This is a genomic window from Methanobacterium bryantii (genome assembly GCF_002287175.1).
Lineage (GTDB): Archaea > Methanobacteriota > Methanobacteria > Methanobacteriales > Methanobacteriaceae > Methanobacterium_D > Methanobacterium_D bryantii.
The window spans coordinates 471,350-488,254 of record NZ_LMVM01000001.1 but is presented as its reverse complement, the minus strand read 5'-3'; the positions used below and the strand labels follow the sequence as shown (position 1 = coordinate 488,254).

16 protein-coding genes and 1 pseudogene are annotated in these 16,905 nt (G+C 32.8%); 14 read left to right on the top strand and 3 right to left on the bottom strand.

The window, feature by feature from the left end; all coding sequences use genetic code 11:
- Window positions 1-204 precede the first annotated feature (204 nt).
- Window positions 205-1,110: a triphosphoribosyl-dephospho-CoA synthase gene (locus tag ASJ80_RS02345; RefSeq protein WP_069584598.1), complete on the bottom strand. Its 906-nt coding sequence runs from the start codon at window positions 1,108-1,110 to the stop codon at window positions 205-207.
- 39 nt (window positions 1,111-1,149) lie between these two features.
- Complete coding sequence (hemB, locus tag ASJ80_RS02340) at window positions 1,150-2,121, bottom strand: porphobilinogen synthase (RefSeq protein WP_069584596.1); 972 nt, start codon at window positions 2,119-2,121, stop codon at window positions 1,150-1,152.
- A gap of 371 nt (window positions 2,122-2,492) precedes the next feature.
- Here hemB and ASJ80_RS02335 point away from each other — a divergent pair, with 371 nt between their 5' ends.
- The 11 genes and pseudogenes from ASJ80_RS02335 (at window position 2,493) to ASJ80_RS02295 (ending at window position 13,233) form a co-directional block, all read left to right on the top strand.
- Window positions 2,493-3,782, top strand: a complete 1,290-nt coding sequence (locus ASJ80_RS02335; protein WP_083241026.1) for a threonine/serine exporter family protein — start codon at window positions 2,493-2,495, stop codon at window positions 3,780-3,782.
- A gap of 101 nt (window positions 3,783-3,883) precedes the next feature.
- A complete protein-coding gene (locus tag ASJ80_RS02330) occupies window positions 3,884-5,185 on the top strand; it encodes an STAS domain-containing protein (RefSeq protein WP_069584594.1) in 1,302 nt (433 codons plus the stop codon).
- Between the two features lie 234 nt (window positions 5,186-5,419).
- Window positions 5,420-6,379, top strand: coding sequence for a nuclease-related domain-containing protein (locus ASJ80_RS02325; RefSeq protein ID WP_069584592.1), 960 nt, complete (start codon window positions 5,420-5,422; stop codon window positions 6,377-6,379).
- A gap of 170 nt (window positions 6,380-6,549) precedes the next feature.
- Window positions 6,550-8,886 carry an anaerobic ribonucleoside-triphosphate reductase gene (gene nrdD / locus ASJ80_RS02320; RefSeq protein WP_176720293.1) on the top strand — a complete coding sequence of 779 codons (2,337 nt, stop codon included), beginning with the start codon at window positions 6,550-6,552 and terminating at the stop codon, window positions 8,884-8,886.
- Between the two features lie 201 nt (window positions 8,887-9,087).
- On the top strand, window positions 9,088-9,507 hold the full coding sequence (locus tag ASJ80_RS02315) for a MarR family winged helix-turn-helix transcriptional regulator (protein ID WP_069584590.1): 420 nt from the start codon (window positions 9,088-9,090) through the stop codon (window positions 9,505-9,507).
- Window positions 9,508-9,668: 161 nt separating this feature from the next.
- Window positions 9,669-10,130 (top strand): annotated as a pseudogene (locus tag ASJ80_RS17420) (DUF2115 family protein).
- Between the two features lie 61 nt (window positions 10,131-10,191).
- Entirely contained in the window at window positions 10,192-10,254 is a 63-nt protein-coding gene (locus ASJ80_RS17825) for a hypothetical protein (protein ID WP_141705205.1), read from the top strand.
- Between the two features lie 75 nt (window positions 10,255-10,329).
- The gene (locus ASJ80_RS16780; protein WP_176720292.1) at window positions 10,330-10,479 is read left to right on the top strand and encodes a hypothetical protein; all 150 of its coding nucleotides are present in this window, start codon (window positions 10,330-10,332) and stop codon (window positions 10,477-10,479) included.
- Window positions 10,480-11,007: 528 nt separating this feature from the next.
- Window positions 11,008-11,490, top strand: coding sequence for a 4Fe-4S dicluster domain-containing protein (locus ASJ80_RS02305; RefSeq protein ID WP_069584585.1), 483 nt, complete (start codon window positions 11,008-11,010; stop codon window positions 11,488-11,490).
- Window positions 11,491-11,529: 39 nt separating this feature from the next.
- A complete protein-coding gene (locus tag ASJ80_RS02300) occupies window positions 11,530-12,243 on the top strand; it encodes a head GIN domain-containing protein (protein WP_069584584.1) in 714 nt (237 codons plus the stop codon).
- Window positions 12,244-12,522: 279 nt separating this feature from the next.
- On the top strand, window positions 12,523-13,233 hold the full coding sequence (locus tag ASJ80_RS02295) for a head GIN domain-containing protein (RefSeq protein ID WP_069584582.1): 711 nt from the start codon (window positions 12,523-12,525) through the stop codon (window positions 13,231-13,233).
- Between the two features lie 116 nt (window positions 13,234-13,349).
- Here ASJ80_RS02295 and ASJ80_RS02290 read toward each other — a convergent pair whose 3' ends face one another.
- The gene (locus tag ASJ80_RS02290) at window positions 13,350-14,048 is read right to left on the bottom strand and encodes an endonuclease III domain-containing protein (RefSeq protein ID WP_069584580.1); all 699 of its coding nucleotides are present in this window, start codon (window positions 14,046-14,048) and stop codon (window positions 13,350-13,352) included.
- 373 nt (window positions 14,049-14,421) lie between these two features.
- Here ASJ80_RS02290 and ASJ80_RS02285 point away from each other — a divergent pair, with 373 nt between their 5' ends.
- From ASJ80_RS02285 to ASJ80_RS02275, 3 genes are all read left to right on the top strand, one after another.
- A complete protein-coding gene (locus ASJ80_RS02285; protein ID WP_069584577.1) occupies window positions 14,422-14,889 on the top strand; it encodes a pyridoxamine 5'-phosphate oxidase family protein in 468 nt (155 codons plus the stop codon).
- 518 nt (window positions 14,890-15,407) lie between these two features.
- Entirely contained in the window at window positions 15,408-16,313 is a 906-nt protein-coding gene (locus ASJ80_RS02280; RefSeq protein ID WP_069584575.1) for a class I SAM-dependent methyltransferase, read from the top strand.
- 57 nt (window positions 16,314-16,370) lie between these two features.
- Window positions 16,371-16,757 carry a nuclear transport factor 2 family protein gene (locus tag ASJ80_RS02275; protein WP_069584573.1) on the top strand — a complete coding sequence of 129 codons (387 nt, stop codon included), beginning with the start codon at window positions 16,371-16,373 and terminating at the stop codon, window positions 16,755-16,757.
- Window positions 16,758-16,905 lie beyond the last annotated feature (148 nt).

The following is a 16,905-nucleotide window of genomic DNA, read 5'->3' as shown; positions in this document are numbered from 1 at the left end:
TTGTTAGTCAGCTGCCTCTTGAGGTATTATAATCTTTACCACTTAATTTATGGATTAAGAATGTTAAATATTTTCCAAAACGTTACATGAAAACAATAATTTATTATTCAGCTACTTCTTGAGTAATATAATCGTTGCCATTTAATTTATGGATTAAATGTGTTAAATATTTTCCAAAATTTTAAATAAAAAAATGATGATCTGTTAAAATCCAAATTCATCCAAATATGCAACCATTATAGAAGCAGCAGTTATATCTGCAGTAGTTCCCGGATTAAGCTTATTTTTCATAAGTTGTTTATCTAATTCCCGAAGTAAAAGTTCCCCTTGAGGATTCAATATTCCCCCGCTTTGAAGTACTGAATCTGCATCTGCAGATACTAATTTTGCCATATCGTCGCCGTATTTTCTTGAAATTAAGGTATCTGGTTTTTTGGATAAAATGGTAAGGAATGTCTGAACTGTTGCTTTATTTATCCCGTACTCCATTTTAGTGGTTCTAAATGTAGGAAAACCAATTCCAAATGTCACAGGCATCCTGTTTGTAAGTTCATAGGATAATAAATCCCATTTAGACGACATTTGAAGCACTTTGTACATGCTTATATCTTCGTCTATAATTTTATCACGTGCTTCTGCATCTGCAACATCCAGTTCTTCCTGTTCGCCCATTCCACCGGCATCTGCAAGATTTATGGCATCATATAAATTTATAGCATCCTGGGAAGTTGTTGCTTCCATTATTCTTCCCGCATTTTTTCTTAAATCAGTTAAATCATTACTCATCCCTGCAGATGCAGATAATGGAGTTAAAAGTAGAACTATTCCCAAATTGGTATTGTTCCCAATCCAGCGATCAGTTTCAATTACAGCTTCCTTTATAATTTTCCCCAATTTAATTTTATGTAAAGAACCATCATCATGATATCTATTTCCAATTTCAGCAGCCTTTTTCATTAAACTCCCAATAACTACACCGCTTATCAGGAAATCTTCAAAGACCATATCATCAAAGTCCTGTGTACGGTGGACATTTCCTGGTTTTGGGTGGCCGCTGACTTCAAGAACTGATGCAATCTGTGCTATTTTTCCGATTAACTCTGGATCCATGTTAACTCCTCAATTATCTTTGTTTATTATTCTGTTTTTTTATATTTTACCCTTTAAAAAGTCAGGTGCAAAATGAGAAATGATAAGATCTGCTCCTGCACGTTTAATAGATAGTAATGATTCATATATAATCTCTTCAGTAATATATCCTGCTTCCATACCTGCTTTAATCATGGAATATTCACCGCTTACCTGGTAAGCAGCAGTCGGCATTTTAAACTCTTCTTTAATGGTTTTTATTACATCAAGATAAGCTATGGCAGGTTTGACCATTAATATATCTGCACCTTCAATCATATCAAGTTCTGCTTCCCTTAAAGCCTCATCAATGTTTGCAGGGTTCATTTGATAGGTTTTTCTATCACCAAAAGATGGTGCAGAACTTACAGCTTCCCTAAACGGTGCATAGAATGCAGAAGCGTATTTTGCAGCGTAAGACATTATAATTGTATTATCATAACCGTTTGCATCAAGAGTCTCTCTTATAGCATCGATTCTGCCGTCCATCATATCAGAAGGGGCCACCATGTCAGCACCAGCTTCAGCATGGCTTAAAGCAATTTTAGATAAATACTCCAGGGTCTCATCGTTTACTATTTCATCCTTCAGGATTATTCCACAGTGCCCATGGGAAGTGTACTGGCACATGCATACATCAGTTATAACTATTAAATCTGTCTCTTCCTTTAACCTGCGGACTGCCCTTTGAACAATTCCATCTTTCTCGTAAGCTGATGACCCTTTATCATCTTTTTTTTCAGGTATTCCAAAGATAAGAACTGAGGATAAGCCCAGCTCTTCCAGTTTTTTTGCTTCTTCAATACCTGCATCCAGTGAATATCTGTACTGGCCAGGCATGGTGTCAATGTGCTCTTTTTCGTTATCTTTTAAATCTTCTTTAAAATACATTGGATAAATAAAATCTTCAGGGTTCAGTTTTGTCTCACTTAAAATATTCCTTATCTGAGGAGTTTTTCTCAGTCTTCGCATTCTTGTAATTGGAAATTGCATTTTAATCACTGTTATCATAAATTATAGTGAATAACTATATTTATTAAATCATTTAATTTTCAAAATAGATTTATATACGTTAAATATCAATTAAGTGATTAATTCGGCTTAAATTTATCAGTCAAATAAGTTAGATTATTCACTACTTAAAAATATTTATTAGTTTCTATTATTTATGAATATTGCATTGGGAATATAAATAAGATATAATAATTTTGCATAACGGGTTCTTCAAAAATATTTGATAAATCCATACAACTAAATTACCCCAAATCAATAAAGTAAGTTACAAATAATTTTAACATTACTTAAATAATATGTTTTAAATGAAAATTAAATAAAAAAGAGTTTAAAAGCTAAACGGTTTTATAATGGGTGAAAATAACGAATTAAAATCAGTTAAAAATGCGGTGGGCACCAAAGACGGCAGATCCATACACGGAATGTTCGAATTTTTAACTGAACTCGGCAAGGCCTTAATAGCAGCAGGAATTTCAGTAACAGCAGTGCAGTCAATTTTAGAAGATATTACAGAAGCATATAACGTTAAAGCCGAAATAATTGTCTTTCCTACCCTTCTAATTATAAAATTAGGTGATGAAGAATCAGCCCCTTTAACTGCAGCTAATCAATTACCCGGTTCCTTACCATTGCATCAGGTTTCAGAACTTTATGAACTGATATACAAAGCCGAAAAAGCTGAAATATCTCCACTTGAAGGGAAAAAACGTGTTAAAGATATTCTTTCGCAAAAACACCGTTTTGGCCCTGCAGGCATACTAATTGGTTATATACTGTTTGCCATAGGTTTAGGGATGCTTTTACAGCCTACCCTCCAGCAGTTAATTGCATCTGGAGGGGCAGGAGCAATTGTTGGGCTGCTGCTAATTTTAGGGAAAAATCGCCCGCGTTTAGGGCTTATATTACCCGTAGTTGCTGCTCTGCTTGTCTCAATTTTTATATTCTGGGGAATTAAACAGGGATTAATAGTAGGATCTATTGCAGTGCTGATTCCAGCCCTGGCCTATTTTTTACCCGGAGCCACATTTACAACAGGGATGTTTGAACTCGCATCAGGGAATATAATCTCCGGCTCAAGCAGAGTTATTTATGGGGTGGCAGTTCTATTCCTGCTTCTTTTTGGAGTTTTAATGGGAATGCAGATAATAGGCTTGCCTCAAGAAGAAGTTATAGCCACTGTCCCCTTCAACATATGTCAAGGATGGATATCCTTCTTTGGAGTCATGATTTTTGCCGTTGGAATGTACTTTTTCATGTCCATACGTAATAGAGACCTGCCGTGGATACTGCTGGTCCTCTACATAGCTTTCTTTGGACAGCAGTTTGGAAACTATTTTATTGGCGGATTTTCAGGGGCTTTCTTAGGTTCACTTCTTATGACAATCAGCGGGACTCTTATAGGGCGTTCGCCAATTAGGACTCCCAGCTTTGTATCGATACTACCTGCTTTCTGGATTTTAGTGCCGGGTTCCATAGGTTTTATTAGTATAGCATCACTTGTAGGCCAAAATTACTTTTCAGCCGTTAACAACCTTACAGCAGTTGTAATGACCGTTGTTGCTATTTCACTGGGGTTACTGGTAGGGGCAGCCATTGTTGAGCCTTTAAAATTAGGGAAAATTAAACCTAAATCACTGTAATCATGTTGTGTTAACAACTTACTTACCGATAAATAGTTTTGATTCCAGTTATAAAATTTAATATATAAACATATAAATATAATTCCCTTTTAAGTGATTATATGGACATAAATACCAAAAGAAGTAATGATATCCTGCAAATCTCTGTTAAAGGAAGGTTAGATGCATTTGGGGCGTTAGAATTAGATGATGCATTTAATCACGTAATTAAAAAGAACGATACTCATATAATTATAGACATGAAAGATGTCCATTATTTAAGCAGTGCTGGTATCAGGGTCCTTCTTCAGGTAAATAAAAAGCTCCAAAAAAGAGGTGGAGACCTCCATTTATGCCATGTAAATCAATACCCCTCAGAAGTACTGGAAATGACGGGGTTAGATAATGTATTTTTAGTCCATACTGGAAAAGAAAAAGCAATATCCCACATTACAGAGAAAATAGATAAAACAGAAATAAACTGGAATGAAGTACCCACCTATACTCAAAATAATATTGAAATAACCATTTATAAATCATCACAGAAATCTGCTATTTTGAAGGCTGTTGGAGACATATCTAAGGTTTTGTTTGCTCAATTAGAGCAGAAAGATATTTATTCTAGAAAATTCTCAGAAACTGAATATTCCATCGGTCTTGGTGCATTAGGAGATAATATAAATGAATACCTGCAAATTCTCGGTGAAATGATTACCATAGGCGGGACAATGGTCTGGCTCCCAACAGACGGGCATGATACCCCTGACTTTTTAACTCCGTATAAAGATACGGGAAATGTAACTATCCATACAGGGTTTAATGCAGCATTAGAAGGAGATTTTAATGACATAATGATTGTAAAAGCTAAAAATGGAGAAAGCTTTACTATAAGCGCTCTTTATGCTGCTGTATTTAATATTGCACGTCAAACTCAGCCCAATTTCAATGGAGTTATAAGTATAGCCATGCAGGCAGATTTAGATGAATTTTACAGCTCAGGGGTTAAAATTGCACCTGTTAAAAAATTTGCACCTGAAAATCACCAGATGATAACACACGAAGATAACTTTAAAGACTGGATGGATATAAACAGTAAGCCCCAATATCATGGGGAAACAATGGTAAGCTTCGGTGTGGGTATGGATCTTAGTGGAAGCATATCAACCCTAGAAAAAGAAGCCTTACACACATTGTTCTATTTAAATCCTGCAAATACTGGAGATAACGAACTGATCTTACATAACCACGCTGTTATTTTCAAACATATCCCCCTTAAAAAAACATGCAATTTAGATAAAACAATTAAAAATACAGTAAATAAAGGAAAATTTATGGATATGCGCCATCTGCTGGACAATACAAAAATTAAGCAGGCTGTTATTGGTGTTTCATATATTAAAGATATTGTTTTTGAGAATGAATAATTATAATTCAATTAAAATAGATAATATCACGCTAATTTTAATAATCTTACCACTTTTTTATATTATAACTGAAAATTGTATTTCAGTACCTCCATAAGTCCCTAATTGGTAAAATATTTATAAATGTTTGTATTATTTATTAATAATATGTATCAACTAATATAAAAAAATTTCAAAATGAAATCTGTACATTTTAAATGAATTACTAAATAACAGCATTTACAGGTGCTAAAAATGCCTTATTTAATCTGCAATGAGTGTGAAATTTATTATGAAATAGAACCACCTTTTGATCCCGAGGCTTTAAAAACCTGTGAAAAATGTGGCTTGCAGTTGAAATACTATGAAAACTTCGATGATTACTATAACAATGAAAATATTAACCTTAATGATTATGAAGATGAAGAAAATTTCAATATTCATTCAAAATATGCCAAAATTACCACTGCAGGTTTTATACTTGCAATCATAGGGTTATTTGTATTCATATTAGCTTATGTGTCTCCCATTTTTTTGATATCTCAAAGTACAAATAATTTTAAAAATCCAGACAATTTATTGAATTTATCTCTGCAGATAATATTTCTTTACATTACAGCTGTTTTTATTATGGCCACTGGCGTTCTTACTTATTTATATGGTAAAAGAAATGGAAAAATAATGAAGGCCCGCGTTAATAATGTAAATCAGCGGAGAATAACTGTGAAAAAAAATTCAACTGCAAATTATTTTAAGAATCTACCTGAAGGCTATTTTATTTTAAATAAGCTGAAAATCAGGGATAAAAGAATAAAAATTAATCATGTGGTAATTGGACCAACAGGCATCTTTTTAATCCATATCAATAATCTCCGCGGTCATTACATCATAAACGAAAATAAATGGATTGATAACATTGGTAAAATAGTCTCAAAAACTATCCTGAATCCACAGCAGGTTAAGCTGAATGCAATAGAATTAAAAAGGTTTTTAGATTCTAAAAATTTAAATATTGATTATATGCTGCTTAATTCAATTGTTGCATTCCCCAATAATAATTTTACAGTTAGAAAGATGCCGAGAACTTATACTGTGATGAATACTAGAGAAATATCTAATTTTATTGCTAACTCAAAAGTAAAAATGGATTTAAGTACTATTACTGAAGCTGTAGTTTTATTAGAGCGCTACTGCAGCAAGATAGTGCGCAGCTAAATTGAACTGCTTATTATTTTTACCAGAAATAACTTTTAACTGAAAAAATCCATTCTCATTTTTTTAATCGCCTACCCAAAAATTTTATATAATTAATTTGTATACAAATAAATAGTACACAAATAATTGATATAAAAATAAATTAAAAAATAGTTTATACAGGTGTTATAATGGAAGACAATTTAGAAAGGCAAAATTCAGAGATAACTGATAAAAATGTTATGGAAACATTCATTACAAAATCAAAGATGTGTGTTATTAAAAACAACAGTATATTAGAACGATTTAATCAGGAAAAAATAGTCAGATCCTGTTTAATGGTTGGAGCTCCACTAAGGGTTTCTGAAAAAATTGCTTCACGAATTGCAGCTATAGCCTACGACGATATATCCACATCAGAAATTAAAGCAATGGTACATGAAGAACTTGAAAAGATCAATAGAAAAATTGCAGATAAGTATAAATCAGCTAACACCATGAAGGTCAGAACATCAAGGGACACTATAGAATCTTTTGATCAAAAGAAGATTGAAAAAACTTTAATTGTAGAAACAGATGCTTCTGGAGAAGTTGCACGAAAAATAGCAGGGCAAGTCTGGAAGGAACTTAAAAAATTAGATGTTGAATATTTAACTGCCCCCATGATCAGGGAAATTGTGAACACCAAGCTCGTTGAAAATGGTCTTGAAACCATTAGACGGAAATACACAAGGTTAGGTATCCCTGTCTACAATATAACAAACCTTATAACAAACGGTTCACGTGATAATGCTAATATGATACATAACCCTGAAACTATCCATAAATATGTTGCAGATGAAGCTTTAAAACAATATGCACTTCTCAATCTTCCAAATGAGCTTGCAGATGCACATATGAGTGGAGATATACACATTCATGACCTTGAATTTTTCTCAGCACGTCCTTTAAACTGTTTACAGCATGACCTGAGGGTTTTCATAAAACATGGACTTAAAGTAGACGGTACGGGGGATCACACTTCCGTGGCAGGCGCTCCCAACCACATCGAGACATTAATGAACCACGCAGGGGAAATAATGCTTGCAGCTCAACAGAACATGAGCGGAGGACAATCTATGTGTCTCTGGAATGTATTTGTAGCCCCATTTGCAACAGGTTTGCCCTATGAAAAAGTAAAACAAGCAGTTGAGATGTTAATATACAATCTAAACATGGCTTATGCCGCAAGGGGATCACAGGTTCCATTTACAAACATCAACTTAGAATTTACAGTCCCTAACTTCTTAAAAGATGAACCCGCCTACGGACCTAAAGGAAAACTTGTGGGAACATATGGGGACTTTGAAGAAGAAACACGAATTTTACAACGAGCATTTACCGAAATAATGCTTGAAGGAGATGCAGATGGCAAACCACATCTCTTCCCAAATACAGCTTATGTTTTAAGAAAAGAATGTTTAAAAGATGAATTTAAGGAAGATATACTGCGTGTCCATGAGCTTTCCGCAAAATTCGGGACACCTTACTTCATTAACATGCTCCCTGACTACAGGGGAAACCTGGCCAATTACATGGGATGCAGGACATCATTAACTGACAATTGGACTGGCGACTGGTCTCATGATTGTCTTAGAACAGGTAACCTGGCATTTGTTACATTGAACCTTCCACGAATTGCTTACAATTCCAAAGATGACAGCGATATATTTGAATACGTTGATTCCTACCTTAACTTAGCAGAAAGAGTCTTAAAATTCCGTAGAAATCAGGCCATTAACTGCCTTGATAATTATAACCTTTTACCATTTTTAACTCAAGATATAGACGGTGAAAAGTACTATAATATAGACAATTCAACTTTATCCTTTGGATTTGTAGGGCTAAACGAAATGCTGCTTTCTCACTGCGGGGCTGGAATTGAAGATGATAACGCCCGTAAATTAGGATTAGATGTAATAAAATACTTCAATAAAAAGGCAGAAGAACTTAAAAAAGAAACAGGATTAAGATGGAGTGTTCTCCAGACACCTGCAGAATCAACAGCACACAGATTCGCAATGTTAGATAAAGAGAAATTTGGAGATGAAGCTATTACATATGGTAACAAAGGATCCTATTACTATACCAATTCATCTCATGTTCCTGTGGATGCAGATGTGCTACTCCCCGAAAAGATTAAGATAGAAGAGAAATTCCACCCTATGACACTTGGAGGCCATATATTCAATGCATTTATGGGAGAATCTTATTCAGACCCAGAGTCACTCATGGGTCTTACAAATAAAATAGCCAAGAAATCAGATATAGGATTCTGGGCTTACAGCTCAGCTTTAAGTTTCTGTATGAAATGTAAAACCTTGATGAAAGGTTTACAGGACAACTGTGCTACATGTGGAGAAAAAAATGAAGTTGAATGGTACGATAGAATAACTGGATACGTGCAGCAGGTAGGTCATTCTAAATCAGCATCGGGTGGTTGGAATCCAGGTAAAATGCAGGAGCTTCTAGACAGAAAAAGGTTCTAAATTCTTATTTAATTTATATTTTTAAATTTTTTTCAATTTTTATACATTTAAAAGTTTCATTATCTCAAATAATTATAGCTTTTTTTAATTTGCAATTTTCACGGAAGTATTTAAATCATAAAAATATAAAATTAAATAAAAAATGCCCACAAAATAAAACTATGAATCCAATATTATTTTTTATTAAAAGAGGTTGAAACTATGGGAAATATACAAGGACCTGAAAAATACATCTGCTTCAAGCTTAATAAAGTGAGACGTAAAGTAAATAGGTATTATGAACGTGAATTAACCCCTTTTAATATTACCCCTGTTCAATTTTATGTACTCAGCGCTTTATGGGATAAAGATGAAGTAAAATTCAAAGATTTAGCGCACAGGTTAGATATGGACAGTTCAACTCTTACTGGAATACTTGACAGGATTGAAAAGAGGGGGCTTATAAAAAGAAAAGAAGACCCTAGCGATCGCCGGTCTGTTCTTGTATGCTTAACTCCTAAATCAAAGGAACTTCTCCTGCCCCAGATTATAGAAATTATCCCTGATCTTGACCAGGAATTTAGAAATAAACTTTCAGACGAGGAATTCCAGATGCTTCTCCAATTACTGGATCGGTTATAGGTTGACAAAAAATTTATATACTTTTTGAAATATTATTTGTATACAAATAATTTGTATACGGTCAAAATATCTTAAGGATAAAAAGTGTTTTAAACTCCAAACAAAGAATAAGACATTTTAAAATGGCATAATAAAATAAACAAAGCTGTATAAAAATTATTATGGTTTTAAATGAGCATATACGTTCGCAACTCAAGGTGTTTTCAAGGATAGTTGAAAATATTGATTTTTCCCAGGATGTTCCAAGACAGGTATTATTAGATGCTCTGAAAGAGGAAGCAAGGAATGTGGACATAACTGATATAATGGCAGCACTGGTCCATATGAAAAAAGAAACCATCTATGTAACTGCAGGTTACCGTGAAGAGTTAGATGCATATATCCAATCATTCTTAATGCGCATCAAGAAAATACAGGACAACAATAAACAGTATGAATGGTTCGTAAATGCTGATGAACTTCAAAGGCCATTGAAATCTTGAAAGAACAACAAAAACAGGTTGAACTTGAACATGACTACCATATTCATTTTTTCAAAATTTACCGGATCATACACAATTTACACAACATTTGTAATGTATGAACCAGTTCACGCTGTAGGAATGCCATTTCCAGGAGGTTGAGAAAAATACAGAGCATTTTTCAAACCCCAAATTTTGTTAACAAAATTTTGGAGGATTCAGAATTAAACAGGAAAATGGAATCTATTACTGTCCCGTTAAAGAAAATCAAAAAGATAATCCCTGAGCTGTTTGCAGAATTTGCATAGCAGGACAGGATCAAAATACTTGAAACTTAAATGTTAAATTTAAGGGGTTAAAAATGGAAGATGGATCTTCAATAAAAGAGAAGATTAAGAGTTATGCAGAAGAATTAGGAATAGATGATACTGTTTTTGCTTCAGTCCAAAATTACAGGAACCTTAATTCTATTCTTATAAAAGAACTTTTCCTGAAGCCAGAACTATCCTAGTTTTAGCAATTCAACAGATCGATAACTGTGAAAGCGAGAATGACCAGTTTGCCCCATATTAAAATAGTAACAGAATTTTCGCATTCATGCACATATAACTGGTCCGCTTTGTAAAAAAAAAACAATTCAAAACCAATGTAATGGCAGTACATGGAGCAGGACCTGTAAATGTAGATAAAAATACAGAATTACTTTCATGATATGTTTCACTCCGTCATGCTGCACTGGCTGCAGGTTTAGGAAATTTCGGCAGGAACAACCTGATAATTCATCCAGAAATGGGTTCAAAAGTAGTATTTACAGCAGTTGCTACAGACATTGATATCGAACCTGACATTCATATTTGCAAAAAAATTTGTATAAACTGCAGTATATGCGCAAATCAATGCCCTTTAATGCATTAACTGAAGAAGATAAAATAAATGTTGACTTATGCTCTTTTAACAGCCTGCCATATGGATTTCATGGTAGTACAAGGTTCTAAACAAAAAAGCCGTTGATGCAGCTCCAAGTCCTGAAACTCATGAGATGAGTAATGTAACCTACGATGAGCTTGGTAAAAAGACCAATGAACTTGCGGGATTTTTAAGGGAAAATGGATTTGCCGCCCACGCCAGTCATCCTGCAGGAGGAGTTGTAATGTATCCACATTTAGCCCAAAAAGCAGGTTTAGGTTATAGAGGAACACATGGAATGCTTATAACACCCGAGTTTGGTCCAAGACAGCGGCTGTCTGCTATATTTACAAGTATTCAAAATTTACCAGTAAATACAGATGACGATCACTCATGGATCCCTGAATTTTGTGCAAAATGTGGTAAATGTATTAAAAACTGCCCTGGAAACGCAATTATTCAAGAAAAATCTTCTGAAAATGGAAAAACAAGGACAAAAGTTATAAAAGATCTGTGCAGTGGCTGCACTATTTGTATGCGCGGTTGCAGTTTTAACAGAAGAGGATACATGCAAATTAAAGACAAGTATGAAAAATCAAAAGAAATAATAAGCTAATAAGACCAGAATATTACTTATAAATAGGGAGGGGATATTTTGAAAAAATATATCATTGCAGCTTTAGTTATTTTAGCGGTTGTAGCTGCATCAGGATGTACGTGGCAAGGTACAAGTGGGTCTGGTAATGTAGTGAACCAGTCACAAAACGTAAGTGGTTTTAATCAGGTTTCAGTTGACGGTGCAGGTACGCTTATTATAACTCAAGGGGACAAAGAATCCCTGACAATTGAAGCAGAAGACAACATCATGCAGTATATTACAACCAACGTCAGCAATAACGTTCTAAATATACGTATCACCAATCCAGTTGTGCCCACCAAACCAATTAAATACTATTTAACAGTAAAAGACCTTAATTCAATCAGTTACTCTGGAGGGGGAAAAATCCAGTCTAACGGTTTAAACACCAATTCATTGACCATAAACATCAATGGGGCAGGTGAAGGCAGTTTAAGCAATTTAAACGTTAAAGCCCTTAAAATCATAATTTCAGGAGCAGGCAAATTAACCATGTCAGGCACTGCCAACAATCAGGATATCAGCATCTCTGGAGCAGGGGAATATAACGCAGGTAATTTAACCAGCAAAATAGCGACCATAACAATTAGCGGTGCAGGAAGAGGAACAGTTAAAGTATCTAACTCATTAAATGCAGTAGTTAATGGTGCAGGACAGATATCTTACATCGGCAATCCACAGGTAACCAAACAGCTGAACGGTGCTGGAAGTATAAAACAGGTTACAGGTTAAATGAACTGAAAATAAACAGTTTAAATCAATTAAACAGTTTTATTTTTTTAAATTTTTTATTTATTTAATTTACAGAGTCTGTTTTTTTTCAAATGTAAACATTTATCCACATTAGTAGAATACTTTTTGAATTTGGATACAAACTGGAGCGAATTTTGAAGAAAATTAGATCAAAATGAGGTTTAAACTGGATTGAATCCTGGAATAAGCTTTATTAACTGTTTTTATAGGTATATAACTAACTAACAAATTAATAAATAGAAAATAGGAGGAAATATTTTGAAAAAATACATCATTACAGCTTTAATTCTTTTAATTGTTGTGCTGGCATCCGGATGTATAGTGCAAAACACCCAAGGATCAGGAAAGATAATTAATCAATCGCGAGATGTGAGTGATTTTAATCAAGTTTCAGTTGATGGAGCAAGTACACTCATTATAACTCAGGGAGATAAAGAATCCTTGACAGTTGAAGCAGATGATAATCTCATGCCTTATATTAAAACTAATGTAAGCAACAATACTCTTAAAATATATAATAATCCAATTTTACCCACCAAAACAATTAGATACTATTTAACCGTGAAAGATATCAATTCAATTAACTATTTAGGCAGTGGAAATATCCAATCAAATAACTTAAAAGTTAACTCTTTAAAAATAAGAATTGATGGGGCAGGTAACGCTAATTTAACTAATTTAAGCGCCGATACTTTAAAAATATTGATTATTGGGGCAGGTAACTTAATTAGTTCAGGTAATGTCAATGATCAGGACATACACATCTCAGGAGCCGGAAAATACTCTGGTGATAACCTAACCAGTAAAACAGCCGTAATAACTATTGATGGTTCAGGAAATGCAGTAGTCAGAGTATCAAATACACTAAATGCCACCATTAATGGCGTAGGACAGATCTCTTACGTTGGAACCCCAAAAATAACCCCTTTAATAAACGGTGATGGAACTATAAACAAAATTTCTAGTTAAATCCGAAATTAGAGGCTTTAATATGCAAATATTAAATTATTCTCTACCATAATAAAAGATGCAGTTTAACAGACTAAACTGCTCTATTTTTAAATTTTAAAATCAAACATAACTGATTAAACCTTCAATAAATCCTTTAACGGATCTTCCACACCATAAGGCTTTTTACTGTAATATCTTTTAGCATGTTCCACTATCAAAGCATGATATTCCTGATAAAGATGCACATTCTCAGGCAAATTTGATTCAAACAGTTCTTTAAGTTCTGCATACTTTATATTTTCACCAACAATTCCTAAATGAGAAAATATCCTTTTTGTATATGCATCAACTACGAATTGGGGTTGTTTATAAGCATAAAGAAGAATCGAATCTGCAGTTTCATTACCAACACCCTTAACTGCCAGTAATTCTTTTCTTGTTGGGACCTTCCCATCGATTTCTATAAAAAATTTAGTTATTTCCATGATATAGATCGCTTTTTGGTTTAAAAATCCTGCACAGCGGATGGCTGATTTTAAGGTTTCATCATCTAACTTTAACAATTTTTCAGGGTCAATTACATTTAATTTATCGAGGTTAAATAATGCCATTTCTGCAGACAACCAGGATGTATTCTGTGTTAAAATTGCACCAAGGATTATCTCATAGATTTGATCCCGCTTCATGGGCAAGTCATAATTTTCAGGATGATATCCCCTGATAGCCCCAGTTTTTGTTGGATTTGTCCCCTCGTGGTTTATTAAAGGCCACCAGCCCTGCGGGCCGTAAAGGTCATAAAGTTTCTCATAGATTTTAATTATCTGTTCCTGCATCTTCTCACTCAATTGATTGTAAAAAGAAATATTTGTTTTAAGTATAATTAGTTTCGCTTCTTAAAAAGAAATATCATAAATGTATTTTAGTTAAATTTAAATCTTAATAAACTCTTTCTATATTTCCAATTTGAAAGATGTTCATAGTTGAAAAAATATCATTAATCACTTTTAATGCATTAGATAAAATAAAAAATCATAATAAACTCTTTCCATACACCTACTTAAAAAGAATATTCATAGTTGAAAGAAATATCATCTATAATCATTTTAGATGTGTATTAGTTAAATTTAAATCAAATATTATATTAAACTGTTAATTGAAACTTTATTTCTTGTAGAAATTTATCCAAAATCAGGAGGAAAATAATTTATGCAATATCGAATGAGAAAACATCAGTTGAGCGAAGAAGAAATAACCAAACTCTTAACCAAACAACCAGTGGGCAACCTGGCAACCATAAATGAAAATGGATATCCATACGTGGTCCCTGTACATTTCACTTACCATGAAGGTAAAATTTACATCCACGGGCTGCCAAAAGGGCAGAAAATCAGCAATATTCAGGCTAATGAAAAAGTGTGCTTTGAAACTTATTTTATGAAAGGTTTTATCCTCGATGAAAAACCATGTGATGTAAATACAGAATATGAAAGCATTGTTATCATGGGAACTGCAGTAATTATTGATAATTTTGATTTAAAAGAAGCAGTACTGAATAAGATTGTGAAAAAATATACTCCTCATTTAAAAGGGACCAAGATGCCTGATAATGTGATAAGGGGTACAGGCGTAATTGAAGTAACTATTGAAGAATGTACAGGTAAATATTATAAGTAAGCATGGCTCTGTAAAAAAGTTTTATTTTTACATTTCCAATTTAAGATCTAAATTCATTAATTTTTCTTTTTTTAGGAGATTAAATCATTATTCCTACTTACTACTTGAGCCGCCAGCGGTAACCGGCGGCGTTATATAAAATAACTGTTTAAAAACAGAACTGAGGTTATGTGATTAAAATATTTATAAATTTGACTTATTTAATTAAATTAATCTGTTTAAAACTAAAATAAAAACAATTTTAAAGTAATTTGTGCTAAATTAATTCTTTTAATTTAAAATATGAATTTGAATCAAAAATAGTAATATAAAACATTAAATTCGAAAAAATTAATACCATACTCAACAGTTAGCTCTATTAAATGTCAAAAAATTATTTTAATATAATATAACCTTTAAATAAATTAAAGAGATTATATTAAAGATTTTAATCGGATAAAACCAAAATTTTTCCCATGACTAAATTAGAAGGCATTAAAACAAAGTAAATTATAGAAAAATAATATTCGAGAGATATTATGGAAAAAACAGGAAAAAGAATTGAAAATAAAACATCAAGGACTGCAGAATTTACCTGCATGATAAGAGCAGCTTCATTTTATGAAAAAGAGACACACTATAAAAGTAATGATTACATAGCCCCCAAATTACTCCCCAAATTTATGGTACCTATTGCTAAAACTGGAGCACTTAAATATCTCTTTAAAAATAGGTTAAATTTCCCTAAAGACGTGCCTAAAGGCATGTATGAATATGTGATTGCACGGACAAAATTCATTGATTCTGTCTTCCAAAAAGCAATTTCCAATGAATTTGACCAAATATTGATATTTGGGGCAGGTTTTGATTCAAGGGGGATTAGATTTGCTGATTTAAATAAGAAAACCAAAATTTTTGAATTAGATGCACCATTAACACAAGAAGCTAAAATTAACCAGTTTAAAAAAAGAGGAATTGAATTAAACCCAAATGTTATTTTCATTTCAATTGATTTTAATAAGGAATCTCTTGAGGACAAACTTATAGAATTTGGATTTCAAAAGAATAAGCGATCTTTATTCATTTTAGAAGGTTTAACCATGTATTTAGATCATGAAGCTATTGAAAGTACATTCCATATAATAGATCAATTTGCTGGAGAAAACAGTGAAGTTGTCTTTGATTACGTTTATTCATCTGTTTTAAGGGGAGAGAATCTTTATTATGGAGAATCTGAAGTTTTAAAACAGGTAAATGATGCAAATGAACCATGGTCTTTTGGAATAGAAAAAGGAAAATTAGATTCCTTTTTAAAAGACAAAAATTTAAAACTGATTTGCAGTTTAAATTCAGATGATTTAGAAGATAAATTCTTCAAGAATGAACAGGGAACTATTATTGCTAAAGTGAATGGTACACATTGTATAACATATGCACTAAAATAAAAGGTATAAATTGTTTAAAAAGTAATTTAGATTAAATCAGTGACCAAGAGGCATATCATGAAAGAAAAACGCATGAAACAGATCATCGATGAATACATTAAATCATATAACGAATTTGACGTTGCAGGGATGCTTAGAAATGTCCATGAAGATGTTGAACTTAAAAACACCACAAATGGAGAAGTAAATGTCCAGCTTAAAGGTATTGACATCCTAAAGAAACAGGCAGAACAATCATTGAGCTTATTTGAAAAAAGAGAGTTGAAAATTATTGAACAGGTAATTGAGGGCAATACAGTAGAAAATAAGATTAGTTTTAAGGGAGTTATAGCCGCGGATTTTCCAGAAGGCGGTGTTAAATCAGGTGAACTCGTTAAACTAGAAGGTAAATCTGTTTTTCAGTTTGAAAAGGGTAAAATAATTTTAATTGAAGACGTAAGGTGAAAGTGAAATTATCCTTTTAACTTATTAAAATATATTAAATTTTCTAAATATTTAATTTATTTAATCAGATTATAAAATTGTCTTTAATTAGAGATGTAATATAAAAAAATTTCCCTTTTTAACCTATTAAAATTTAACTAACCTTCCT

Coding starts and splice junctions, on each gene's coding strand:
- ASJ80_RS02345 (WP_069584598.1), bottom strand. CDS start 1,110: ATGGATCCAGAGTTAATCGGAAAAATAGCACAGATTGCATCAGTTCTT.
- hemB (WP_069584596.1), bottom strand. CDS start 2,121: ATGCAATTTCCAATTACAAGAATGCGAAGACTGAGAAAAACTCCTCAG.
- ASJ80_RS02335 (WP_083241026.1), top strand. CDS start 2,493: ATGGGTGAAAATAACGAATTAAAATCAGTTAAAAATGCGGTGGGCACC.
- ASJ80_RS02330 (WP_069584594.1), top strand. CDS start 3,884: ATGGACATAAATACCAAAAGAAGTAATGATATCCTGCAAATCTCTGTT.
- ASJ80_RS02325 (WP_069584592.1), top strand. CDS start 5,420: ATGCCTTATTTAATCTGCAATGAGTGTGAAATTTATTATGAAATAGAA.
- nrdD (WP_176720293.1), top strand. CDS start 6,550: ATGGAAGACAATTTAGAAAGGCAAAATTCAGAGATAACTGATAAAAAT.
- ASJ80_RS02315 (WP_069584590.1), top strand. CDS start 9,088: ATGGGAAATATACAAGGACCTGAAAAATACATCTGCTTCAAGCTTAAT.
- ASJ80_RS16780 (WP_176720292.1), top strand. CDS start 10,330: ATGGAAGATGGATCTTCAATAAAAGAGAAGATTAAGAGTTATGCAGAA.
- ASJ80_RS02305 (WP_069584585.1), top strand. CDS start 11,008: ATGAGTAATGTAACCTACGATGAGCTTGGTAAAAAGACCAATGAACTT.
- ASJ80_RS02290 (WP_069584580.1), bottom strand. CDS start 14,048: ATGCAGGAACAGATAATTAAAATCTATGAGAAACTTTATGACCTTTAC.
- ASJ80_RS02285 (WP_069584577.1), top strand. CDS start 14,422: ATGCAATATCGAATGAGAAAACATCAGTTGAGCGAAGAAGAAATAACC.
- ASJ80_RS02280 (WP_069584575.1), top strand. CDS start 15,408: ATGGAAAAAACAGGAAAAAGAATTGAAAATAAAACATCAAGGACTGCA.
- ASJ80_RS02275 (WP_069584573.1), top strand. CDS start 16,371: ATGAAAGAAAAACGCATGAAACAGATCATCGATGAATACATTAAATCA.